The sequence below is a fragment of the Pseudomonas sp. MDT2-39-1 genome (assembly GCF_054898085.1).
Map to the genome: position 1 here is coordinate 1,026,786 of NZ_CM142716.1, position 22,195 is coordinate 1,048,980.

Here is a 22,195-nt window from a genome sequence, read left to right on the forward strand (position 1 = left end):
GAACTTGTGCAGAGAGGCCGGCAAAGCTTTCGCCCGTTGCTGGCAAAAGGCTAAGCTACAGACAATTCAGTGCAGGTTAAGCCTGCGCTTGTCGTGATTTCTCTGCCCGGACGTCTCATGCGCAGTCGCCTTTTCAGTCTTTTATCTTGCTTGCTTCTTTCTGCCACTGCCGTTCAAACCGCCCAGGCGGTGGACTTGTCCACCCAGCGTCAATATTACGATGAGGCCAAGCGTGCCTTGGCCAAGGGCGATACCGGCCCTTATTTTCGTTATAGCCAGGCCCTCAGCGATTATCCGCTGGAGCCGTATCTGGCTTATGACGAACTGACCGCGCGCCTGAAAACCGCCAGCAATGACGAGATCGAAAAATTCCTCGCCGAACACGGTGACTTGCCCCAGGCCAACTGGATGAAATTGCGCTGGTTGCGCTGGCTGGCCGATCGCGGCGACTGGGCGACCTTCCTCAAGTACTACGACCCCAAGCTCAATTTCACCGAACTGGACTGCCTGAACGCGCAGTACCAGATCGGTCATAACCAGAAAACCGAAGGCTACACCAACGCCAACAAACTCTGGCTGACCGGCAAATCCCAGCCTGCCGCCTGCGACGCGCTGTTCGGGCAATGGGCTGCCGAAGGTCAACTGACCGAACAAAAACGCTGGGAACGCACCAAGCTCGCCGCCCAGGCGCGCAACTATCCGCTGGCCAACAGCCTGGTCAACGGCCTGACCACCCTCGCCCCTCGCGGTCGTTTGCTGGTGGATGTGGCGCAGAAACCCGAACTGCTGAACCAACCTTCGCGCTTTACCCCGGCCGATGAACCGATGTCCGACGTGGTCAGCCTCGGCCTGCGCCGCCTGGCCCGCCAGGACCCCGACAAGGCCATGAACCTGCTCGACGGCTATGCCAGCAGCATGCACTTCTCCCGCGATGAAAAAGTGGCGATCGCCCGTGAAATCGGGTTGACCCTCGCCAAACGCTTCGATCCTCGTGCGCTGGACATGATGACCCGGTACGACCCGGAACTGCGCGACAACACTGTGTCCGAATGGCGTATGCGCCTGCTGTTGCGTCTGGCCCGCTGGGATGATGCCTATCAGCTGACTCGCCGCTTGCCGCAGGATCTGGCGACCACCAACCGCTGGCGCTACTGGCAGGCCCGCAGCCTGGAACTGGCGCAACCACAGAACCCGGAAGCGCAAACGCTTTACAAGAACCTCGCTCGTGAGCGGGATTTTTACGGTTTCCTGGCTGCCGATCGTTCGCAATCACCTTATTCGCTGAACAACAAACCCTTGGTACTGAGCCAGGCGCTGATCAACAAGGTGCGCAACACACCAGGCGTTCGTCGCGCCCTTGAGTTCCACGCCCGCGGGCAAATCGTCGACGGTCGTCGCGAGTGGTACCACGTCAGCCGTCATTTCAGCCGTGACGAAATGGTCGCCCAGGCGAAACTGGCCTACGACCTGAAATGGTATTTCCCGGCGATCCGCACCATCAGCCAGGCGCAATACTGGGACGATCTGGACATTCGCTTCCCGATGGCTCACCGCGAGACCCTGGTGCGCGAAGCCAAGGTCCGTGGCCTGCACTCGAGCTGGGTGTTTGCCATTACCCGCCAGGAAAGCGCCTTCATGGACGACGCCCGCTCCGGCGTCGGCGCCAGCGGCCTGATGCAGCTGATGCCTGGCACCGCCAAGGAAACCGCGCGCAAGTTCAGTATCCCGCTGGCCTCGCCGCAGCAAGTGTTCGACCCGGACAAGAACATCCAGCTCGGCGCCGCTTACCTGAGCCAGGTTCACAGCCAGTTCAACGGCAACCGCGTCCTCGCCTCCGCCGCCTACAACGCCGGCCCCGGCCGTGTGCGCCAGTGGTTGCGCGGTGCTGATCACCTTAGCTTCGACGTCTGGGTGGAAAGCATCCCATTCGATGAGACCCGCCAGTATGTGCAGAACGTGCTGTCGTACTCGGTGATCTACGGCCAGAAGCTTAACTCGCCACAACCGTTGGTGGATTGGCATGAGCGGTACTTCGACGATCAGTGATGGTGGTTTGACGCGCTAAAAAAATGCCCGCATTGAGAAATGCGGGCATTTTTTCATGGTGTTCAAACAGCTATGTCGAGTCAGTACCGCACCGCCGTTCGTTCGCCAAGCTCGGTCAGGCGATACCTTTGAACCGGACTGCGGGGGGAATCGGGGTCAGTCATTTCAATCAAGCCGACAGCTAATGCGGGCTTGAGATAGTTAGCCCTGAAGGTCGCCTTGTGGGCTAGACCAACCTCTGCCATCAGATCATTAACCTTGAGTGGAGCGGTTCCACGCAGAGCGATGAGTAGTTTCGCTACTTGGTCGGGCTGACGATCAAAGGGTGCCAATCTGATTCGCTGAGCCACGCCAGCAAATCGTCCATCAAGTGCGCAACACGACTCGGCGGCGGTGCCATGTGGACTAATTTTTCGCCACGGCAAATACCCACACCCGCTCGGCGAAACTGCCCGCAGTCATCAATCAATCCGCCCATCAGCAATTCATGTGCCCGTAGCAGGTCGGACCGGCTGCTCGACCGCCATTCGGGCATGGCTTCATAAGCCGCAAACGCGTTACGCACTTCCTGGATTTCTCGCGGCAGCCCAAGAACCCGTCGCCCAGTCAGAACTGCGGTCACCTGCTCAATGCTAAGGGTGTTGTTCTCGATCGCCAAAGAAGCCTGAATCGTACGAATTCGATTACTGCGACGTAGTTGAGGCGTCTGTAGGCGTTCGTCCACAGCCGTAAGCTGACCGATTTGTTCGCTGATCCCGGCGATCAACGTCAGCATTCTGGTGATCAGGGTCAACGGTGGTTGATAACGGCTCATATCCTCATCCAGGCTCGCAACTGAGGCCGACATAATGCCCGAACCTTGCAGCATTCAGCAGCTCTCATTCATGCCGCTTCGTGCCCATCACTAAACTGCAACGCCGCCAACCGCGCATACAGCGCATTGCTGGCAATCAACTCCTGATGCGTCCCCACCGCCACCAGTTTTCCTTGATCCATCACCGCGATCCGGTCGGCATTTTTCACCGTGGCCAAACGGTGGGCGATGACTAGGGTGGTGCGGTTTTTCATCAGGCTCGGCAGAGCTTGCTGGATCAGGTGTTCGCTCTGTGCATCAAGGGCGCTGGTGGCTTCGTCCAGCAACAGGATCGGCGCGTCCACCAGCAGCGCCCGTGCGATGGCCAGGCGTTGGCGTTGGCCGCCGGACAACCCGAGGCCGCCGTCGCCGAGGTGTGTCTGGTAGCCGTGGGGCATTTGCTCGATGAAGTCGTGTGCGTAAGCGATTTTTGCCGCTTCCTGGACCTGGGCCAGGGTTGCTGTCGGGTTGCCGTAGCGGATGTTCTCTTCGATGCTGCCGAAGAACAGTGCCGGGTTTTGCGAGACCAACGCGAAGCAGCGACGCAGGTCAAGGGGATCGAGCTGGATCAGCGGCACGCCATCGAGCAGGATCTGTCCCGAGGCGGGATCGTAAAAACGCAGCAGCAGGTCATACACCGTGGATTTACCGGCACCGGACGGACCGACCAGGGCGAGGGTTTCGCCCGCATTGATGGTCAGGCTCAAGCCGTCGACGGCATAGCTTTCTGGACGCGACGGGTAGGAAAAGCGCACGTCTTGCAGCGCCAGATCGCCTTTCACCCGATCAGGCAAGGTGACCAAACCCGAGGTTGGCGGCTGGATGATGTTTTCCGAACGTAGCAGTTCGGCAATCCGCTCGGCCGCGCCCGCCGCTCGCTGTAACTCACCGATCACTTCGCTCAACGTGCCGAAGGCGCTGCCGACGATCAGGCTGTAAAAGACGAATGCCGCCAGTTCACCTGCCGAGATCCGTCCGGCGATCACGTCCATGCCGCCGACCCACAACATTACGCCAACCGCGCCCAGCACCAGCACGATCACCAGCGTAATCAGCCAGGCCCGTTGAAAAATGCGTTTGCGCGCCGTGTTGAATGCCTCCTCTACCGTCACGGCGAAGCGCTGCTCGTCCTGGACCTGATGGTTGTAGGCCTGCACGGTTTTGATCTGGCCGAGGGTTTCGGAGACGTAGCTGCCAATGTCGGCAATTCGGTCCTGACTCAGGCGCGACAGGCTGCGTACCCGGCGGCCGAAAATCAGAATCGGCGCGATCACCAGCGGCAATGCCACGACCACGATGCTGGTGAGTTTGGGGTTGGTGATAAACAGCAAGACGATCCCGCCGATCACCATCAGCAAATTGCGCAAAAACAGCGACAACGAAGAGCCGATCACCGATTGCAGCAACGTGGTGTCGGCGGTCAGCCGTGACTGGATTTCGGAGCTGCGATTGTCTTCATAGAAACCCGGATGCAGATAAACCAGGTGGTTGAACACATGCTTGCGGATGTCAGCGACCACGCGCTCGCCGATCCACGACACCAGATAAAAGCGCGCAAAAGTGCCTATCGCCAGCCCGATCACCAGCACCATGAACAGACCGATGGTCTGGTTGAGCAAATGCGCCGATTGGGTCATGAACCCTTGATCCACCAACAAACGAATGCCCTGCCCCATCGACAAGGTGATGCCGGCGGTGACGATCAGGGCGAACAACGCGCCAAACGCCGGCCAGCGATAAGGTGCAAGAAAACGACTGGTCAGGCGAATCGCGCGGCGGTGACGGGCAGAGAGCATCGGGTTATCCAGTACGCAATTGATGGGGCCAGCCTATACCGCTTAAGTGGGGTGGAACTCTGTAAATCACAATGAGTCAGGTTAATTATGACCACAACGACTAGCGCCTAGACGCTATTGGTCTAAAGTCCGGGTGGCAACGTTGGGGGATTTCTGGTGGACTGACGTTGCCGCTCGGGAGAGACCGTAGGGAGTTGTCACAGCCCGGTCACCTGACGGTTTTAGAGTAAGCACACAACCTGATGAGGAGACAGGCCATGTCCTTGCAAAACAGCAGCGAAGACAAAATTGAAGTGATCCGCACGCAGCCAAACCAGTCTCTGGGTTGCTCGATTATCGATAAGGAAGGGCGCGAAGTACCGATCACTGAAGGCATGATCCAGGACGCTTGCCGCGAACTGGAGCAGCGATTGGTCAAGCCTGCCGAACAAAAGTGATATAGCCACCGTCTTCTTGACCCGGCCCTGATGGCCGGGTTTTTTATGGGTGCTTATCCGGGAATTGCGGTGCGGCCCTTTCGCGGGCAAGCCACGCTCCTACAAGGTTGGCGTCGTCCGCCTATTTAGCGAACACCCAAATCCTGTAGGAGCGAGGCTTGCCCGCGAAAGGGCCAACTCGATATTCAGACAGCCGTAGCGCCCAAAGCCGCCACAATCTTCTGCAACTCAGCCGACTCGCCCTCAATCCGCACTGCCAACCCATCAATCTCCCGCCGCTGCGGGTAATGCTTGCGCAACGCATCAAACGCCGCACGCTGCTCGCTCACATTGCCTACAAGGCTGCGTCGGAAATCCGCATCGTCCCGGCGCGGGTCGTACACGCCGCGGCACAGCATCGCCAGCGCCCAGGCCGGATCGCTTTCAGCGTTCAGGGTCACTTGCGACAACCACGGCGCCGGCAGCAAATCGCTCAAGCTGACCTGGGCCGGCTGCCCGATAAATTCGCAATAGGCCTGATAGATCTGCGCTGTCCCTCGCTGTTTGCCATCGAGGCTGTAGCCGGCAATGTGCGGCGTCGCCAGCACGCAGAGTTCGGCCAGCGCCACATCAACTTCAGGCTCGCCTTCCCAAACGTCGAGCACCGCTTGCAGGTCTTCGCGCTGCAACAACACCTGGCGCAGGGCGGCGTTGTCCACCACCGGGCCACGACTGGCGTTGATCAGCCAGGTGCCCGGCTTGAGTTGGTTCAGACGATTTTTATCGAACAGATGCCAGGTTGACTGAGCGCCGTGTTTCTTCAACGGGGTGTGCAGGCTGATGACGTCACACTGCTCGATGATCTGTTCGAGGCTGACGTAATCGCCACCTTCAGCGGCTTGTCTTGGCGGATCACAGACCAGCACGTTCCAGCCCAGGCCCTTCAAGACGTTGACCAGTCGACCGCCGACTTCACCGGCACCGACCACGCCGTAAGTGCGCCGAGTCAGGTCAGCGCCTTCGATTTCGGCCAGGGTCAGCAAACTGCCGAGCACATAGTCGACCACGCCCCGGGCATTGCAGCCGGGCGCGCTGGACCAGGTAATGCCGGCCTGCTGAAAGTAATCCAGATCCAGGTGATCAGTGCCGATGGTGCAGGTGCCGACAAAGCGCACCTTGCTGCCTTCGAGCAACGCGCGATTGACGTTGATCACCGAACGCACCAGCAGCACATCGGCCTGCTCGACGGTAGCGCGGTCGATGGAACGTCCCGGCACCCGGCGGATTTCGCCGAACCCTTCGAAGAAGGCATCGAGCAGCGGGATATTTTCGTCGGCAACAATCAGCATGGCAGGCTCCTTTGGCGGATCGGCAGTGTAGGCGCAGATGCCTGTAGTGGACCAGCGGGCATTAAGGATCACCACGGTCCTTGTGGTGAGGGGATTTATCCCCGTTGGGCTGCGAAGCGGCCCCTGTTCCTGAATCCGCGTTATTGCAGACACTCCGCGTGCACTGGTTTGGCGACGGCTTCGCAGCCGAACGGGGATAAATCCCCTCACCACAGGGGATCGCAGCACTTCAAAGGCAATTACAAATAGGTAACACAGGACTTTTCCTGACCACTGCGTCAAGGCGTAGAATGCGCCGCCTCGTGCATCAAAATCTCTGGACGTTTCGCCCTTGAATTCCGTGACTGACCGCCCCGCCGCTATTTCCCTCACCCGCCCGGCCCGGGTTCGCCTGGAGCTGAAAAACCTGCTCGGCCTGGCGTTGCCGATCATGATCGCGCAACTGGCGACCACCGCCATGGGCTTTGTCGATGCGGTGATGGCGGGTCGGGTCGGCCCTCGTGACCTGGCGGCCGTGGCGCTCGGCAACTCGATCTGGGTTCCGGTGTTTCTGTTGATGACCGGCACCTTGCTGGCCACCACCCCGAAAGTCGCGCAGCGCTTCGGTGCCGGCACCCACAGCGAAATCGGTCCGATCGTACGCCAGGCGTTATGGCTGGCCTTGGTGGTGGGTTTGATGGCGACTGGCATGCTGTTCAGTGCCGAACCGATCCTGCACATGATGAAGGTCGATCCCGAACTGATCGGCCCGTGCATGCAATACCTGCACGGCATCGCCAGCGGCCTGCCCGCCGTCGCCTTCTATCATGTGCTGCGCTGTTTCAGTGACGGCCTGGGGCGTACGCGCCCGGCGATGGTCCTCGGCCTGTGCGGGTTGGCGCTGAACATCCCGCTGAACTACATCTTCATTTATGGCCACTTCGGTGTGCCGGCCATGGGCGGTGTCGGGTGCGGCTGGGCCACGGCGATTGTGATGTGGGTCATGGCGCTGGGCATGGCCGGCTGGGAGCGCTGGGCACCGGCCTATCAGTCGAGCCAGTTGTTCAGCCGTTTCGACTGGCCGCAATGGTCGGTGATCAAACGCCTGCTGGGCATCGGCCTGCCCATCGGCATAGCAGTGTTCGCCGAGTCGAGCATCTTCGCCGTGATCGCCCTGCTGATCGGCAGCCTCGGCGCCACCGTGGTTGCAGGACACCAGATTGCCCTGAACTTCAGCTCGCTGGTGTTCATGATCCCCTACTCCCTCGGCATGGCCGTGACCGTGCGGGTCGGCCAGGCGCTCGGTCGTCAGGAGCCGCGTGAAGCCCGCTTCGCCGCGGGTGTCGGCATGGGCACGGCGCTGGCGTATGCGTGTATTTCGGCGAGCATGATGCTGTTGTTGCGCGAACACATCGCAACGATCTACACCGCCGACCCGACGGTGATTCGAGTGGCGGCAATGTTGATCGTGTATTCGGCGCTGTTCCAGTTTTCCGATGCGATCCAGGTCACTGCGGCCGGCGCGTTGCGTGGTTATCAGGACACTCGGGTGACGATGATCCTGACGCTGTTCGCCTACTGGGGGATCGGTTTGCCGGTGGGTTACGCGCTGGGCCTGACCGACTGGTTCGGCACGCCGAGCGGCCCGAGTGGGCTGTGGCAGGGTTTGATTGTGGGCTTGAGTTGCGCGGCGCTGATGCTGTCGATCCGCCTGACGCGCAGTGCACGCAAGCGGATCCGCATCAGTCATTCGGCGGGTTAAGCGAGTTTCTTGCGGATCCAGTAGAGGTAGGTGCCTGCCTCTTCATGCTGCCCGACCAGTTCGTGATCCAGAAACACGCAAAACTTGGGAATGTCGCGACGGGTCGATGGGTCAGTCGCGATCACTTTGAGCAGGCCGCCGGGTGCCAGGTCCCGGATGTGCTGGTGCAGCATCATCACCGGTTCCGGGCAGTTGAGGCCGGTGGCGTCGAGGGTGCCGTCTACCGGCGTATCAATCATTTCACTCATGATTCACTCCTGAAACTGCCGGCATTGTCGCGTATTGCCGGGTGTTCGGTCATCTGTGTCGTACACCGCCCCCGCCCTTGTAGGAGCGAGGCTTGCCCGCGAAGGCGTCCTTGAAGACGCCAAAAGCTTCGCGGGCAAGCCTCGCTCTACAGGGTTGTGTGGCGCCCCGCATATACGGGGGTAAGCAGTGTGCATTAGCGGGACTTGGGTTTCTTTACGTCGAGTCGGCGCAAGTGGCAGGTTACTTCTTCACGGTCGTGATACAGCTGTTTGCAGCCGATCTCGACCCGAATCCCGCGTTCCTTGAACCCCTCGGCAATGCGCTCCAGCAAGCGTTTCACTTCGGCGTAACGCTGTTTCATCGGCAACTTCAGGTTGACCACCGCTTCGCGGCAATGCCCCTCGCCAATCCATTCTTCCAGCATCGCGGCGTTGCGCGCCGGTTTCTCGACGATGTCGCAAACCATCCAGTCCACCGGCTGCCGCGGCTTGAAGGTGAAACCGTCGGCCATCAAGTGTTGCACCAGACCGGTGTCCATCAGGCTTTCGGCCATCGGGCCGTTGTCGATCGCGGTCACCAGCATGCCGCGGTTGACCAGTTGCCAGGTCCAGCCGCCGGGTGCGGCACCGAGGTCGACGCCGGTCATGTCGCTGTGCAAGCGTTCATCCCACTGGTCGCGGGGGATGAAGTGGTGCCACGCTTCTTCCAGCTTCAGCGTCGAACGGCTCGGCGCTTCACGGGGAAACTTCAGCCGCGGAATGCCCATCGGCCACATTGCCGAATTGTTGGACTCTGCCAGGCCCATGAACACTTCACGGCCGCTTTTGAAGGTCAGCAGCAGGCGTGGTTTATGCGCATCTTCGACCAACTTGCCGGCCGCCATCAGCGCTTTGCGCAGGTGGCCTTCGAATTTCTTGCAGAAGTTCGACAGTTCCTTGCCATCGTTGGTGTCGACCATCTCCAGCCACAGGCTGCCGCACAGCGGGAAGTCCGCCATGTGGGCGAGGATCACGCTGATGCGGTCGGTTTCCGGCAGGTCGATGAAAATCCCGCGGGCCCATTGGCGCGGGAAGATCAGCTCGGCGAAACGCTGGCCGCGCATCAGGCGCTCGGCGCCGTCTTCTTCGGTGCAGATGAATTCGGCGCAGGCGCTGGCGGTCTTGGCCTTGGCATAACCGGCCACGTTCAGCCGCGCAGCGTGTTCGGAAATCTCGGAACAGACTTCGCCTTCGAAGCCCGGCCGGCAATGCATAAAGAGGGTGTTCATTGAATCTCCTGGGCAATCGGCAATGAATCGATGCGCAAACTTGCCCTGTAGCAAAGCCTGTCACGAAAACCGGCGCATGATAGCCGAGTTCGGAACCTTGGACTTGGCCATAGAGTCCAGTAATTAGCCTTAAGCATCAAACAGGACTAGGTTTAAACCTCAGTTCGTTCCCTCAGTCCGTAGCCGTGCGGACCCAAAGGAGTCATTTCAATGCCGTCCCTCGATAGCCTGAAAACCCTTAAAACCTTACAAATCGACGACAAGACCTATCACTATTTCAGCTTGCCGGATGCCGCCAAAAGCCTGGGCGATCTGGACAAGCTGCCGATGTCGTTGAAAGTGCTGCTGGAAAACCTGCTGCGCTGGGAAGATGAAAAAACTGTCACCGGCGCTGACCTTCGGGCGATTGCCGCCTGGCTCAAGGAGCGTCGCTCCGACCGTGAAATTCAATACCGCCCCGCGCGGGTATTAATGCAGGACTTTACCGGTGTTCCCGCGGTGGTCGACCTGGCCGCCATGCGTGCGGCCATGGCCAAGGCCGGCGGCGATCCGCAGCGCATCAACCCGTTGTCGCCGGTGGACCTGGTGATCGACCACTCGGTGATGGTCGACAAATTCGGCAGTTCCAGCGCCTTCGAACAGAACGTCGACATCGAAATGCAGCGCAACGGAGAACGTTATGCGTTCCTGCGCTGGGGCCAGAGCGCCTTCGACAACTTCAGCGTGGTGCCGCCGGGCACGGGCATTTGCCACCAGGTCAATCTGGAATACCTCGGTCGCACGGTCTGGACCAAGGACGAGGACGGCCGCACCTACGCCTTCCCGGACACCTTGGTCGGCACTGATTCCCACACCACCATGATCAATGGCCTCGGCGTACTCGGCTGGGGCGTCGGCGGGATTGAAGCGGAAGCGGCGATGCTCGGCCAGCCGGTGTCGATGCTGATTCCGGAAGTGATCGGCTTCAAACTCACCGGCAAGCTCAAGGAAGGCATCACCGCCACCGACCTGGTGCTGACCGTCACACAGATGCTGCGCAAGAAAGGCGTGGTCGGCAAATTCGTCGAGTTCTACGGTGACGGCCTCGCCGATCTGCCGCTGGCCGACCGCGCGACCATCGCCAACATGGCCCCTGAATACGGCGCCACCTGCGGCTTCTTCCCGGTGGACGACATCACGCTGGAGTACCTGCGCCTGTCCGGTCGCCCACATGAAACCGTGAAACTGGTCGAGGCCTACAGCAAAGCCCAGGGCCTGTGGCGCCTGCCGGGCCAGGAACCGGTGTTCACCGACACGCTGGCGTTGGACATGGGCAGCGTCGAAGCCAGCCTGGCCGGGCCGAAACGCCCACAGGACCGGGTCTCGCTGCCGAATGTCGCGCAAGCGTTCAGTGATTTCATCGACCTGCAATTCAAACCCACCAGCAAGGAAGTCGGTCGCCTCGAAAGCGAAGGCGGCGGCGGTGTCGCGGTAGGCAATGCCGACCTGGCCGGTGAAGCCGACTACGAATACGACGGCCAGATCTATCGATTGAAAAACGGCGCGGTGGTGATCGCCGCGATCACCTCCTGCACCAACACTTCCAACCCGAGCGTGATGATGGCCGCCGGGCTGGTGGCAAAAAAAGCGGTGGAGAAAGGCCTCAAGCGCAAACCGTGGGTCAAGAGTTCGCTGGCCCCAGGCTCGAAAGTGGTCACCGACTACTACAAGGCTGCCGGCCTGACCCAGTACCTGGATGAGTTGGGTTTTGCCCTGGTCGGCTACGGCTGCACCACCTGCATCGGCAACTCCGGTCCCTTGGCGGAGCCGATCGAAAAAGCCATCCAGGCTGCCGACCTGACCGTCGCCTCGGTGCTGTCGGGCAACCGTAACTTTGAAGGTCGGGTGCATCCGCTGGTGAAAACCAACTGGCTGGCCTCCCCGCCTCTGGTTGTGGCCTATGCACTGGCCGGTACGGTGCGGACCGACATCAGCAGCGAGCCGTTGGGCAACGACAAGGATGGCAATCCGGTTTACCTGCGAGATATTTGGCCGAGTACCCAAGAGATTGCTGACGCCGTGAATCAAGTCAACACCGCCATGTTCCACAAGGAATACGCCGAAGTGTTTGCCGGCGACGAGCAATGGCAAGCGATTGAAGTGCCGCAAGCGGCGACCTATGTCTGGCAGGATGATTCGACCTACATCCAGCATCCGCCGTTCTTCGATGACATCGGCGGCCCGCCACCCGTGGTCAAGGACGTCGCCGGTGCCAGGGTCCTTGCGCTGCTCGGCGATTCGGTGACCACCGACCACATCTCCCCCGCCGGCAACATCAAGGCCGACAGCCCGGCCGGTCATTACCTGCGCGAGAAAGGCGTGGAACCACGGGACTTCAACTCCTACGGTTCGCGTCGCGGCAACCACGAAGTGATGATGCGCGGCACCTTCGCCAACATCCGCATTCGCAACGAGATGCTCAGCGGCGAAGAAGGCGGCAACACGATTTACATTCCGACCGGGGAGCGGATGCCAATCTACGACGCGGCCATGCGTTATCAAGCGGCGGGAACGCCGCTGGTGGTGATCGCCGGTCAAGAATACGGCACCGGCTCAAGCCGCGACTGGGCGGCCAAGGGCACCAATCTGCTGGGTGTGAAAGCGGTCATCGCTGAAAGCTTCGAGCGGATTCACCGCTCCAACCTGGTGGGCATGGGCGTGCTGCCATTGCAGTTCAAGCTGGATCAGAACCGCAAGAGCCTGAACCTGACCGGCAAGGAGACGCTGGATATCCTGGGTTTGACTGGCGTGGAGTTGACGCCACGGATGAACCTGACACTCATCATTACCCGCGAGGATGGAAGCCGCGAGAAAGTCGAGGTGTTGTGCCGAATCGATACGCTCAATGAAGTGGAGTACTTCAAGTCGGGGGGGATTTTGCATTACGTGTTGCGGCAGTTGATTGCGTCGTAACCGCCTGCTGACACGGACACCGCCTTCGGGCGGTGTTTTTGTTTGTGTCATGTGGGAGCGAGCTTGCTCCGGGTGGAGTTTCGACGATGAGGCCATAACACTCAAAATCATCGTTGACTGACACTCCGCTATCGCGAGCAAGCTCGCTCCCACAGGTATGATGTGTCGGGCCTCGATAATGTGAACAACATCAATACCCTGTGGGAGTGACGGTGCGACGATTCGACCTGCTCGCGATGGGGACATCACATTGAACTAATCGTTGACTGATACTCCGCTATCGCGAGCAGGCTCACTCCTACAAGGGACCGCGGCGCCACGCAAATTTCTGGACACAAGGACTTCACATGATTGCCCTGCCATGGATCTACCTGGCCCTTCTCTCCCTCGGTTACGCCCTCGCTCTGACTTACGGCCAACTCGGCTGGCTGGCCGGCATCTCCGTCGCGCTGCTACTGGTCGCCGGTTTCGCCGTCCGCCAACAAAAGCTGCCCATCGCTCGCTTCCTAGGCCACGGCTTGTTCATCTTCCTGGCCTTGGCGCTGGCGATGCACTGGCTGCCGGGTTTCTACAACGGTCGAGGCATCGATCCGCAACGCTTCACCGATGATGCAGTGCCGTTTTCCATGTACCTGAATCAGGACAAACCCCTGATCGGCTTCTGGCTGTTACTGGTGTGCCCTTGGATTGTCGGCCGGCGCTCCCTGCGCCTTTCGGCTTATGCCACGGCACTCGCCCTGACCCTGAGCACCGTGCTGGCCTTGGGCGGCGCACTTGTGCTGGGTGTGATCAGTTGGGCACCGAAGTGGCCGGATCAAGCCGGGTTGTGGGTGCTGAACAATCTGCTGCTGGTCACGCTGGTGGAGGAAGCGCTGTTTCGCGGTTATATCCAGGGCGGTCTGAGTCGGCAGTTCAAAAACCTGCCCTACGGTGAAAACCTGGCGTTGCTGCTTGCGTCGCTGTTGTTCGGTCTGGTGCATGTGGGGGCGGGTTGGCAATGGGTGCTGCTGGCGAGTCTGGCAGGTATCGGCTATGGTCTGGCCTACCGTTTTGGCGGTTTGGGGGCGGCCATCGCCACCCATTTCGGCTTGAACCTGCTGCATTTCGCACTGTTCACCTACCCGATGCTCGCCGGCTGATGCAATGGCCGTTTTGCGACGCGCCGCTGATTATTGAAAAATAATTTCAATAAAATCCTGACGCCGCCGACAACCTCTCAAAGCCTTGCGGATTGAAAAAGCCATGCGTAACAACCAGCCCACCACACAACGCGAACGGACCTTCCCGGCTCAGCAACGGTTGATTTCCACCACCGATGCCAAAGGCGTGATCACCTACTGCAACGACGCCTTTGTCGAAATCAGCGGGTTTTCCCGTGAGGAGCTGATCCGTGCGCCGCATAACCTGGTCCGTCACCCCGACGTCCCGGCCGCGGTGTTCGCGCACATGTGGGGCACACTGAAACAAGGCTTGCCATGGATGGGCATTGTCAAGAATCGCTGCAAGACCGGTGACCACTACTGGGTTAACGCCTATGTCACTCCGGTTTTCGAAGGCAATCAGGTGATCGGTTACGAATCGGTGCGGGTCAAACCCACCGCCGAGCAGATCCGCCGTGCCGAAGCGCTCTACCAACGCATCAACCAGGGCAAGTCGGCCGTCCCTTCGACAGACAAATGGTTGCCGGTGCTTCAGGACTGGCTGCCGTTCATTCTGGTCAGCCAGCTGAGTTTCATGATCGGTGCGTCCCTCAACTCCCAGTGGGGCTTCGCCCTCGCCGCCGGTCTTTCGGTGCCGTTGGGCCTGTTGGGCCTGAGCTGGCAACAGCGTGGCCTCAAGCGCTTGCTGCGCCTGGCCGAGCAGACCACCTCCGACCCGCTGATCGCGCAGATGTACACCGACAGTCGTGGCGCTCAGGCACGCCTGGAGATGTCGATTCTCAGCCAGGAAGCGCGCCTGAAAACCTGCCTGACCCGCCTGCAGGACACCGCCGAGCACCTGACCGAGCAAGCCAAACAGTCCGACGCCCTGGCCCACAACAGCTCCACTGGCCTGGAACGTCAACGGGTCGAAACCGAGCAAGTGGCCACCGCCGTCAATCAGATGGCCGCCACCACCCAGGAAGTCGCTAGCCACGTACAACGCACCGCCGACGCCACCCAGGAAGCCAATCGCCTGACCGGTCGCGGCCGCGACATCGCCGGCGAAACTCGTGAAGCCATCCAGCGCTTGTCGGCGGTGGTCGGTGAAACCGGGCTGACCGTGACCCAACTGGCCAAGGACAGCGACGAAATCGGCGGCGTGGTCGATGTGATCAAAGGCATCGCCGACCAGACCAACCTGCTGGCCCTGAACGCCGCTATCGAAGCCGCGCGTGCCGGCGAGATGGGCCGTGGTTTTGCGGTGGTGGCTGACGAAGTACGCCAACTGGCACAACGTACCAGCGAATCCACCGGGCAGATTCACGCCCTGATCGCCAAGCTCCAACAAACCGCCAGCACCGCCGTGCAAACCATGGAAGCCGGGCATCGCCAGGCGGAAGAAGGTGTGGCGCGGGTACTTGAGGCGGACCAGGCACTGGTCGGGATCAGCGAAGCCGTGGCCAACATCACCGACATGACCACCCAGATCGCTGCCGCGACCGAAGAGCAAAGTGCGGTGGCTGAAGAGATCAGCCGCAACATCAGCAACATCTCGCAACTGGCGGATCAGACCTCGGAACAGGCGCAGCACTCGGCGTTGTTGAGTGAGGAGCTGACGAAGACGGCGAATACTCAGTATTCGTTGGTGGAGCGGTTTAATCGCTGATTGATGCTGGAAACAAAGAACCCGGACGGCGAAAGCTTCCGGGTTTTTTATTGCCAATCTGAAAGTGATGGCGCCTGTCAGGGCCTCTTCGCAGGCAAGCCTCGCTCCTACAGGTTTGGTACCGTTCATCCGAGCACCGACAACCTGTAGGAGCGAGCGGGCGGCGATCCGACTTGCCCGCGAAGAGGCCCTGATGCCCAACACAAATCTCATTTGAGAAATGCAGCTACCCGACTCACCGCCGAAGCCAAATGCTGCTCATGGGTAAACCCCGAAGCTTTCAATGGCTTCAAATCATGATCCCCCGCCCCCAGCCAGAACACCTCGATACTCGGCGCCAACGTGTAAGCCTCGACCGCTTCACGATTGCCCAGCGCATCCCGCTCACCCTGAACAATCAACGTCGGCGTCTTGAGCCCGGCCAAATGCTCGACCCGAGGTTTCTCCGGTTTACCGACCGCATAAAACGGATACCCCAGGCACACCAGCGCGTCCGCTTGCAGCTCATCCGCCAAAAGACTGGCCATCCGCCCGCCCATGGACTTGCCGCCAATGGCCAAACGCCCAGTGACATGGCGTCGCACCTCCGCATACACCTCACGCCAGCATTCCTGCAGTTTCGGCGCCGGATTCGGTGGACGCTTGCCCCCGTCAACACGCCGTTGCGCCATGTACGGAAACTCGAAGCGCAGTACGTTGATGCCTTGATCGGCGAGGCGTGCAGCCATGTCGTTCATCCAGCCACTGTCCATCGGTGCGCCGGCACCATGGGCGAGGATCAGCGTTGCCGATGCAGGTCCTGAGGCGGCATTCCACAACCATCCGTGATCCCGCACACACTGCGCCCATTGATCCCCGTCAATACTGGCCTTGTGCTGTTTGTCCATGCTTGCCTCGCTTTTAGTCTGCCTATAACTCCAGGCGAAGGACGCGCTGCCTTTTTGTTGCAAGCGTGCTCACTTCGGCTGAACCGTGGATGGGGAACCATGAACACTTCTATCAGTACCGCCTACAACTACAAGGTGGTCCGCCAATTCGCCATTATGACGGTGGTGTGGGGCATCGTCGGCATGGGGCTCGGGGTTTTTCTCGCGGCTCAATTGGTCTGGCCTGAACTCAACTTCGATTTACCGTGGACCAGTTTCGGCCGCTTGCGCCCGCTGCACACCAACGCAGTGATCTTCGCCTTCGGCGGTTGCGCCCTGTTCGCCAGTTCGTTCTATTCGGTGCAACGCACCTGCCAAACGCAACTGTTCGCACCGAAAATCGCCGCGTTCTGCTTCTGGGGCTGGCAAGTGGTGATCCTGCTGGCGGCCATCAGCTTGCCGCTGGGTTACACCAGCTCCAAGGAATACGCCGAGCTGGAATGGCCGATCGACATTTTGATCACCATCGTCTGGGTCGCCTACGCCGTGGTGTTCTTCGGCACGCTGGCGAATCGCAAGACCAAGCACATCTACGTCGGCAACTGGTTCTTCGGTGCATTCATCATCACCGTGGCGATTCTGCACATCGTCAACAACCTTGAGCTGCCGGTGAGTTTCACCAAGTCCTACTCGGTGTACGCGGGTGCGACCGATGCCATGGTTCAGTGGTGGTACGGACACAACGCCGTAGGCTTTTTCCTCACCGCCGGTTTCCTCGGGATGATGTACTACTTCGTGCCGAAACAGGCCGAGCGTCCGGTGTATTCCTACCGCTTGTCGATCGTACACTTCTGGGCGCTGATCACCCTGTACATCTGGGCCGGCCCGCACCACTTGCACTACACCGCGCTGCCGGACTGGGCGCAGTCGCTGGGCATGGTGATGTCGCTGATCCTGCTGGCGCCAAGCTGGGGCGGGATGATCAACGGGATGATGACTCTCTCGGGCGCCTGGCATAAGTTGCGCAGCGACCCGATCCTGCGCTTCCTCGTGGTATCGCTGGCTTTCTACGGCATGTCGACCTTTGAAGGGCCGATGATGGCGATCAAGACGGTCAACGCCCTCTCCCACTACACCGACTGGACCATCGGCCACGTTCACGCCGGGGCACTCGGCTGGGTCGCGATGATTTCCATCGGCGCGCTGTACCACATGATCCCGAAAATCTTCGGTCGCCCGCAGATGCACAGCATCGGCCTGATCAACGCGCACTTCTGGCTCGCCACCATCGGCACCGTGCTGTACATCGCGTCCATGTGGGTCAACGGCATCGCCCAGGGCCTGATGTGGCGTGCAGTCAACGAAGACGGCACGCTGACCTACTCCTTCGTCGAAACCCTGGTGGCCAGCCACCCAGGCTTCGTCGTGCGGCTGGTGGGCGGTGCGATCTTCCTCAGCGGCATGTTCCTGATGGCTTACAACACCTGGCGCACCGTGCGGGCCTCGCAGCCTGCCGAAGTCGCCGCTGCCGCGCAGATGGCCTGAGGAGTCCGCCATGAAACACGAAACAATCGAGAAAAACGTCGGCCTGCTGATGCTGCTGATGGTCCTGGCCGTGAGCATCGGCGGTCTGACCCAGATCGTCCCGCTGTTCTTCCAGGACGTGACCAATAAACCGGTGGAAGGCATGAAACCCTACACCGCGCTGCAACTGGAAGGTCGCGACATCTACATCCGTGAAGGCTGCGTGCAGTGCCACTCGCAGATGATCCGCCCGTTTCGCGCCGAAACCGAACGTTACGGGCACTACTCGGTGGCGGGCGAGAGCGTCTGGGATCACCCGTTCCTCTGGGGCTCCAAACGCACCGGTCCGGACCTGGCCCGGGTCGGCGGGCGCTACTCGGATGACTGGCACCGTGCGCACTTGTACAACCCGCGCAACGTGGTACCGGAATCGAAGATGCCGGCCTACCCATGGCTGGTCACCCAACCGGTGGACAGCAGCAGCACCGAAACCAAGCTCAAGGTCATGCGCACCCTCGGCGTGCCGTACACCGACGACGACATCAGCGGCGCGGTGGCCAGCATCAAGGGCAAGACTGAAATGGACGCCCTGGTTTCTTACCTGCAAGTGCTCGGCACTGCGATCAAGAGCAAGAGGTGAGCCATGGTCTTTGAAATGAGCACGGGCCTGATCCGCGGCCTCGGCACTGTCGTGGTGTTCGTGGCATTCGTCGGCCTGACCCTGTGGGTGTTCAACAGCAAGCGCGGCCCGGAATTCGCCGAAGCGCGCCTGCTGCCGTTCGCCGACGAACCACAACCCGACAGCACCCAAGAACCCGCAACAACAAGGAGTACCCGGCCATGACCACCTTCTGGAGTACGTGGATCTGCGTACTGACCATCGGCAGCCTGATCGGCCTGACCTGGCTGCTGATCGGCACCCGCAAGGGCGAAACCAAGGGCAGCGTCGACCAGACCATGGGCCACAGCTTCGACGGCATCGAGGAGTACGACAATCCGCTGCCGCAGTGGTGGTTCATGCTGTTCGCCGGCACGCTGGTGTTTGCCGTGGGTTACCTGATCCTTTATCCGGGCCTGGGCAACTGGAAAGGCGTCCTGCCGGGTTACGAGGACGGCTGGACGGGCGTCCACGAATGGGAAAAGGAGATGAACAAGGCGGACGCGAAGTTCGGACCGATCTTCGCCAAATTCGCCGCCATGCCCGTTGAAGAAGTGGCCAAGGACCCGCAAGCGCTGAAAATGGGTGGTCGCCTGTTCGCGTCCAACTGCTCGGTGTGCCACGGCTCGGATGCCAAGGGTGCCTTCGGCTTCCCGAACCTGGCCGACAGCAACTGGCGCTGGGGCGGTGATGCCGAGATGATCAAGACCACGATCATGGGTGGTCGCGTAGCGGCAATGCCGGCTTGGGGTGAAATCCTCGGTGATGCCGGCGTGAAAAACGTTGCCGCGTATGTGCGTCATGAATTGGCCGGCCTGCCACTGCCCGCGGACAGCACCGCCGATCTGCAAGCCGGACAGCAAGCGTTCAGCACCACCTGCGTAGCCTGTCATGGGGCAAACGGCCAGGGCACTGAAGCCATGGGGGCGCCGAATCTGACGCAACCGGCCGGATTCATTTACGGAACCAGCCTGGCGCAATTGCAACAGACCATTCGTCATGGCCGTCAGGGTCATATGCCAGCGCAGAACGAATTGCTCGGCAACGACAAGGTGCAACTGCTGGCCGCTTACGTTTACAGCTTGTCTCACGGTTTGAGCACCGAGCGTTTGCAAGCTGAAGGCAAACGCGAATAAATCTCGACCGCTCTACTGCCGCATTCTCCCGGATGCGGCAGTTCCCTGCCTCTTTGCGACCAAGTGTCGCACCCCTCCGATGGTCCTCCTTTCGGTTCACCACATTCGGGTCTAAGCTTGCTCCGATGCGGACTGGCATGAGCCGGTTCCAGGTCGACCCAACCCGATGTGTTCGACAAATCTGCTCGATGACAAGCCGCAAAGGCTGGTAGATACCGGCTGTCATGCCAATTGCCATCGGTCACCTGCTCGTTGTGTTTGAACACACCCCGTAACAACTGACCTGACCCCCTCACCCTTTTCGTTCGCTGCGACGTTTTGTCCTAGGCCGATTTTGTCCTTACGCGGCGCATGGAAAGGCCGCAGAATCAGCTTTTGAAAGCATTGACCCAGGTCATGGCGCGTTGCAATGACCCCCCGCTTTCTACATACTTGCGGCCGATTTTTACTCCTAATAAAACACCCAAACCGTGGAACCTTAGAATGAGCACAGCAATCAGTCCGACTGCTTATAACTATAAGGTAGTCCGCCAGTTCGCCATCATGACGGTGGTCTGGGGGATCCTTGGCATGGGGCTTGGTGTCTTCATCGCCTCACAGCTTGTATGGCCGGAATTGAACTTCGGTCTGCCGTGGACGACTTTTGGACGCTTACGCCCGTTGCACACCAACCTGGTGATTTTCGCCTTCGGTGGTTGTGCTCTGTTTGCCACTTCTTATTACGTCGTGCAGCGAACCTGCCAAACGCGACTGATTTCCGACAGCCTCGCCGCCTTCACCTTCTGGGGATGGCAAGCGGTGATCGTCGGCGCGATCATTACCTTGCCGCTGGGTTACACCACCACCAAGGAATACGCGGAACTGGAATGGCCCCTGGCTATTCTGCTGGCCATCGTCTGGGTGTCCTACGGTCTGGTGTTCTTCGGCACCATCACCAAGCGCAACACCAAGCATATCTATGTGGGTAACTGGTTCTACGGTGCCTTCATCGTCGTGACGGCGATGCTGCACATCGTCAACCACGCGTCCCTGCCGGTCAGCTTCTTCAAGTCCTACTCGGCCTACGCCGGTGCGACTGACGCGATGATCCAGTGGTGGTACGGCCACAACGCGGTCGGTTTCTTCCTGACTACCGGCTTCCTGGGGATGATGTACTACTTCGTTCCGAAGCAGGCCGAGCGTCCGATCTACTCCTACCGCCTGTCGATCGTGCACTTCTGGGCGCTGATCACCCTGTACATCTGGGCCGGTCCGCACCACCTGCACTACACCGCCCTGCCGGACTGGGCTCAGTCCCTGGGCATGGCGATGTCGATCATCCTGCTGGCTCCGAGCTGGGGCGGCATGATCAACGGCATGATGACCCTGTCGGGCGCCTGGCATAAGCTGCGCACCGACCCGATCCTGCGCTTCCTCGTGGTATCGCTGGCCTTCTACGGCATGTCGACCTTCGAAGGCCCGATGATGGCCATAAAGACCGTCAACTCGCTGTCGCACTACACCGACTGGACCATCGGCCACGTACACGCCGGTGCCTTGGGTTGGGTTGCGATGATCTCGATCGGCGCCATTTACCACATGATCCCGAAATTGTTCGGTCGCGCGCAGATGCACAGCATCGGCCTGATCAACACGCACTTCTGGCTCGCGACCATCGGTACCGTTCTGTACATCGCTTCGATGTGGGTCAACGGCATCACCCAGGGTCTGATGTGGCGTGCAATCAACGACGACGGCACCCTCACCTACTCGTTCGTCGAAGCCCTGCAAGCCAGCCACCCTGGCTTCATCGTTCGCGCCTTGGGCGGTGCGTTCTTTGCCAGCGGCATGCTGTTCATGGCCTACAACGTATGGCGCACCGTACGTGCCTCGAACCCGGCTGAAGCCGAAGCAGCCGCTCAGATTGCTGTAGTTGGAGCTCACTGATGAAGCATGAAGCAGTCGAGAAGAACATTGGCCTGCTGGCCTTCTTCATGGTTATCGCCGTCAGCATCGGCGGCCTGACCCAGATCGTTCCGCTGTTTTTCCAGGACGTCACCAACAAGCCGGTCGAAGGCATGAAGCCTCGTACCGCCCTTGAAGTCGAAGGACGTGACGTCTATATCGCCAACGGTTGCGTCGGCTGCCACTCGCAGATGATCCGCCCGTTCCGCGCTGAAACCGAACGTTACGGCCACTATTCGGTTGCCGGTGAAAGCGTCTGGGACCACCCGTTCCTGTGGGGCTCCAAGCGCACCGGTCCGGACCTGGCCCGTGTCGGCGGTCGTTACTCCGATGACTGGCAGCGTGCGCACTTGTACAACCCGCGCAACGTGGTGCCTGAGTCGAAAATGCCGGCCTACCCGTTCCTCGTGGAAAACAAGCTCGACGGCAAAGACACCGCCAAGAAACTGGAAGTCTTGCGCACGCTCGGCGTCCCTTACACCGACGAAGACATCGCCGGTGCCAAGGATGCTGTGAAGGGCAAAACCGAAATGGACGCGCTGGTGGCCTATCTGCAAGGCCTGGGCACCATCATCAAAAGCAAACGGTGA

At 60.2% G+C, this 22,195-nt stretch carries 17 protein-coding genes and 1 pseudogene; 12 read left to right on the plus strand and 6 right to left on the minus strand.

The genetic code is table 11. The annotated features are described in order from the left end of the window. Positions 1 to 117: 117 nt before the first annotated feature. Positions 118 to 2,046, plus strand: a complete 1,929-nt coding sequence (locus ACYZTM_RS05175) for a transglycosylase SLT domain-containing protein (protein WP_461987416.1) — start codon at positions 118 to 120, stop codon at positions 2,044 to 2,046. An 80-nt stretch (positions 2,047 to 2,126) separates the two neighbouring features. Here the strand turns inward: ACYZTM_RS05175 and ACYZTM_RS05180 are convergent. Beyond that, positions 2,127 to 2,860 (minus strand): annotated as a pseudogene (locus ACYZTM_RS05180) (Fic family protein). 68 nt (positions 2,861 to 2,928) lie between these two features. Continuing rightward, positions 2,929 to 4,695 (minus strand): ABC transporter transmembrane domain-containing protein, encoded by a 1,767-nt coding sequence (locus tag ACYZTM_RS05185; RefSeq protein ID WP_461987418.1) that lies wholly within the window; start codon positions 4,693 to 4,695, stop codon positions 2,929 to 2,931. A gap of 257 nt (positions 4,696 to 4,952) precedes the next feature. Between ACYZTM_RS05185 and ACYZTM_RS05190 the strand changes: the two genes are divergently transcribed. After that, on the plus strand, positions 4,953 to 5,132 hold the full coding sequence (locus ACYZTM_RS05190) for a PA1571 family protein (RefSeq protein ID WP_131059957.1): 180 nt from the start codon (positions 4,953 to 4,955) through the stop codon (positions 5,130 to 5,132). A gap of 185 nt (positions 5,133 to 5,317) precedes the next feature. Here ACYZTM_RS05190 and pdxB read toward each other — a convergent pair whose 3' ends face one another. Further along, positions 5,318 to 6,460, minus strand: a complete 1,143-nt coding sequence (gene pdxB, locus ACYZTM_RS05195) for a 4-phosphoerythronate dehydrogenase PdxB (RefSeq protein WP_461987421.1) — start codon at positions 6,458 to 6,460, stop codon at positions 5,318 to 5,320. Between the two features lie 331 nt (positions 6,461 to 6,791). Between pdxB and ACYZTM_RS05200 the strand changes: the two genes are divergently transcribed. Next, positions 6,792 to 8,201, plus strand: a complete 1,410-nt coding sequence (locus ACYZTM_RS05200; RefSeq protein ID WP_131059959.1) for an MATE family efflux transporter — start codon at positions 6,792 to 6,794, stop codon at positions 8,199 to 8,201. On the opposite strand, the gene tusA is transcribed toward ACYZTM_RS05200, so the two are convergent. Continuing rightward, positions 8,198 to 8,449, minus strand: coding sequence for a sulfurtransferase TusA (tusA, locus tag ACYZTM_RS05205; protein ID WP_123403368.1), 252 nt, complete (start codon positions 8,447 to 8,449; stop codon positions 8,198 to 8,200). The genes ACYZTM_RS05200 and tusA overlap by 4 nt on opposite strands. Before the next feature lie 194 nt (positions 8,450 to 8,643). After that, positions 8,644 to 9,717 (minus strand): 23S rRNA (cytidine(2498)-2'-O)-methyltransferase RlmM, encoded by a 1,074-nt coding sequence (gene rlmM / locus ACYZTM_RS05210; protein WP_461987423.1) that lies wholly within the window; start codon positions 9,715 to 9,717, stop codon positions 8,644 to 8,646. A gap of 210 nt (positions 9,718 to 9,927) precedes the next feature. Between rlmM and acnA the strand changes: the two genes are divergently transcribed. The 3 genes from acnA (at position 9,928) to ACYZTM_RS05225 (ending at position 15,477) form a co-directional block, all read left to right on the plus strand. Next, complete coding sequence (acnA, locus tag ACYZTM_RS05215; RefSeq protein WP_461987425.1) at positions 9,928 to 12,669, plus strand: aconitate hydratase AcnA; 2,742 nt, start codon at positions 9,928 to 9,930, stop codon at positions 12,667 to 12,669. Positions 12,670 to 13,016: 347 nt separating this feature from the next. After that, positions 13,017 to 13,808, plus strand: a complete 792-nt coding sequence (locus ACYZTM_RS05220) for a CPBP family intramembrane glutamic endopeptidase (protein ID WP_131059962.1) — start codon at positions 13,017 to 13,019, stop codon at positions 13,806 to 13,808. Between the two features lie 103 nt (positions 13,809 to 13,911). Next, positions 13,912 to 15,477, plus strand: a complete 1,566-nt coding sequence (locus ACYZTM_RS05225; protein WP_131059963.1) for a methyl-accepting chemotaxis protein — start codon at positions 13,912 to 13,914, stop codon at positions 15,475 to 15,477. A gap of 209 nt (positions 15,478 to 15,686) precedes the next feature. Here ACYZTM_RS05225 and ACYZTM_RS05230 read toward each other — a convergent pair whose 3' ends face one another. Continuing rightward, on the minus strand, positions 15,687 to 16,364 hold the full coding sequence (locus tag ACYZTM_RS05230; protein WP_461987428.1) for an alpha/beta family hydrolase: 678 nt from the start codon (positions 16,362 to 16,364) through the stop codon (positions 15,687 to 15,689). A gap of 99 nt (positions 16,365 to 16,463) precedes the next feature. On the opposite strand from ACYZTM_RS05230, the gene ccoN (ACYZTM_RS05235) reads away from it, so the two are divergent. From ccoN (ACYZTM_RS05235) to ccoO (ACYZTM_RS05260), 6 genes are all read left to right on the plus strand, one after another. Beyond that, on the plus strand, positions 16,464 to 17,888 hold the full coding sequence (gene ccoN, locus ACYZTM_RS05235; protein WP_131059965.1) for a cytochrome-c oxidase, cbb3-type subunit I: 1,425 nt from the start codon (positions 16,464 to 16,466) through the stop codon (positions 17,886 to 17,888). Between the two features lie 10 nt (positions 17,889 to 17,898). Then, complete coding sequence (gene ccoO / locus ACYZTM_RS05240) at positions 17,899 to 18,507, plus strand: cytochrome-c oxidase, cbb3-type subunit II (RefSeq protein ID WP_461987431.1); 609 nt, start codon at positions 17,899 to 17,901, stop codon at positions 18,505 to 18,507. 3 nt (positions 18,508 to 18,510) lie between these two features. Beyond that, complete coding sequence (locus tag ACYZTM_RS05245) at positions 18,511 to 18,711, plus strand: cbb3-type cytochrome oxidase subunit 3 (RefSeq protein ID WP_131059967.1); 201 nt, start codon at positions 18,511 to 18,513, stop codon at positions 18,709 to 18,711. Continuing rightward, positions 18,708 to 19,661 carry a cytochrome-c oxidase, cbb3-type subunit III gene (gene ccoP, locus ACYZTM_RS05250; protein ID WP_131059968.1) on the plus strand — a complete coding sequence of 318 codons (954 nt, stop codon included), beginning with the start codon at positions 18,708 to 18,710 and terminating at the stop codon, positions 19,659 to 19,661. Before ACYZTM_RS05245 ends, ccoP begins: the two co-directional genes overlap by 4 nt. A gap of 483 nt (positions 19,662 to 20,144) precedes the next feature. Beyond that, positions 20,145 to 21,587 carry a cytochrome-c oxidase, cbb3-type subunit I gene (gene ccoN / locus ACYZTM_RS05255; RefSeq protein WP_131059969.1) on the plus strand — a complete coding sequence of 481 codons (1,443 nt, stop codon included), beginning with the start codon at positions 20,145 to 20,147 and terminating at the stop codon, positions 21,585 to 21,587. Continuing rightward, on the plus strand, positions 21,587 to 22,195 hold the full coding sequence (gene ccoO / locus ACYZTM_RS05260; RefSeq protein ID WP_131059970.1) for a cytochrome-c oxidase, cbb3-type subunit II: 609 nt from the start codon (positions 21,587 to 21,589) through the stop codon (positions 22,193 to 22,195). The genes ccoN (ACYZTM_RS05255) and ccoO (ACYZTM_RS05260) overlap by 1 nt, the downstream gene beginning before the upstream one ends.

What these genes read in the sequence shown, in the direction of transcription:
- ACYZTM_RS05175 (WP_461987416.1), top strand. Translation starts at nt 118, where the DNA reads ATGCGCAGTCGCCTTTTCAGTCTTTTATCTTGCTTGCTTCTTTCTGCC.
- ACYZTM_RS05185 (WP_461987418.1), bottom strand. Translation starts at nt 4,695, where the DNA reads ATGCTCTCTGCCCGTCACCGCCGCGCGATTCGCCTGACCAGTCGTTTT.
- ACYZTM_RS05190 (WP_131059957.1), top strand. Translation starts at nt 4,953, where the DNA reads ATGTCCTTGCAAAACAGCAGCGAAGACAAAATTGAAGTGATCCGCACG.
- pdxB (WP_461987421.1), bottom strand. Translation starts at nt 6,460, where the DNA reads ATGCTGATTGTTGCCGACGAAAATATCCCGCTGCTCGATGCCTTCTTC.
- tusA (WP_123403368.1), bottom strand. Translation starts at nt 8,449, where the DNA reads ATGAGTGAAATGATTGATACGCCGGTAGACGGCACCCTCGACGCCACC.
- rlmM (WP_461987423.1), bottom strand. Translation starts at nt 9,717, where the DNA reads ATGAACACCCTCTTTATGCATTGCCGGCCGGGCTTCGAAGGCGAAGTC.
- acnA (WP_461987425.1), top strand. Translation starts at nt 9,928, where the DNA reads ATGCCGTCCCTCGATAGCCTGAAAACCCTTAAAACCTTACAAATCGAC.
- ACYZTM_RS05220 (WP_131059962.1), top strand. Translation starts at nt 13,017, where the DNA reads ATGATTGCCCTGCCATGGATCTACCTGGCCCTTCTCTCCCTCGGTTAC.
- ACYZTM_RS05225 (WP_131059963.1), top strand. Translation starts at nt 13,912, where the DNA reads ATGCGTAACAACCAGCCCACCACACAACGCGAACGGACCTTCCCGGCT.
- ACYZTM_RS05230 (WP_461987428.1), bottom strand. Translation starts at nt 16,364, where the DNA reads ATGGACAAACAGCACAAGGCCAGTATTGACGGGGATCAATGGGCGCAG.
- ccoN (WP_131059965.1), top strand. Translation starts at nt 16,464, where the DNA reads ATGAACACTTCTATCAGTACCGCCTACAACTACAAGGTGGTCCGCCAA.
- ccoO (WP_461987431.1), top strand. Translation starts at nt 17,899, where the DNA reads ATGAAACACGAAACAATCGAGAAAAACGTCGGCCTGCTGATGCTGCTG.
- ACYZTM_RS05245 (WP_131059967.1), top strand. Translation starts at nt 18,511, where the DNA reads ATGGTCTTTGAAATGAGCACGGGCCTGATCCGCGGCCTCGGCACTGTC.
- ccoP (WP_131059968.1), top strand. Translation starts at nt 18,708, where the DNA reads ATGACCACCTTCTGGAGTACGTGGATCTGCGTACTGACCATCGGCAGC.
- ccoN (WP_131059969.1), top strand. Translation starts at nt 20,145, where the DNA reads ATGAGCACAGCAATCAGTCCGACTGCTTATAACTATAAGGTAGTCCGC.
- ccoO (WP_131059970.1), top strand. Translation starts at nt 21,587, where the DNA reads ATGAAGCATGAAGCAGTCGAGAAGAACATTGGCCTGCTGGCCTTCTTC.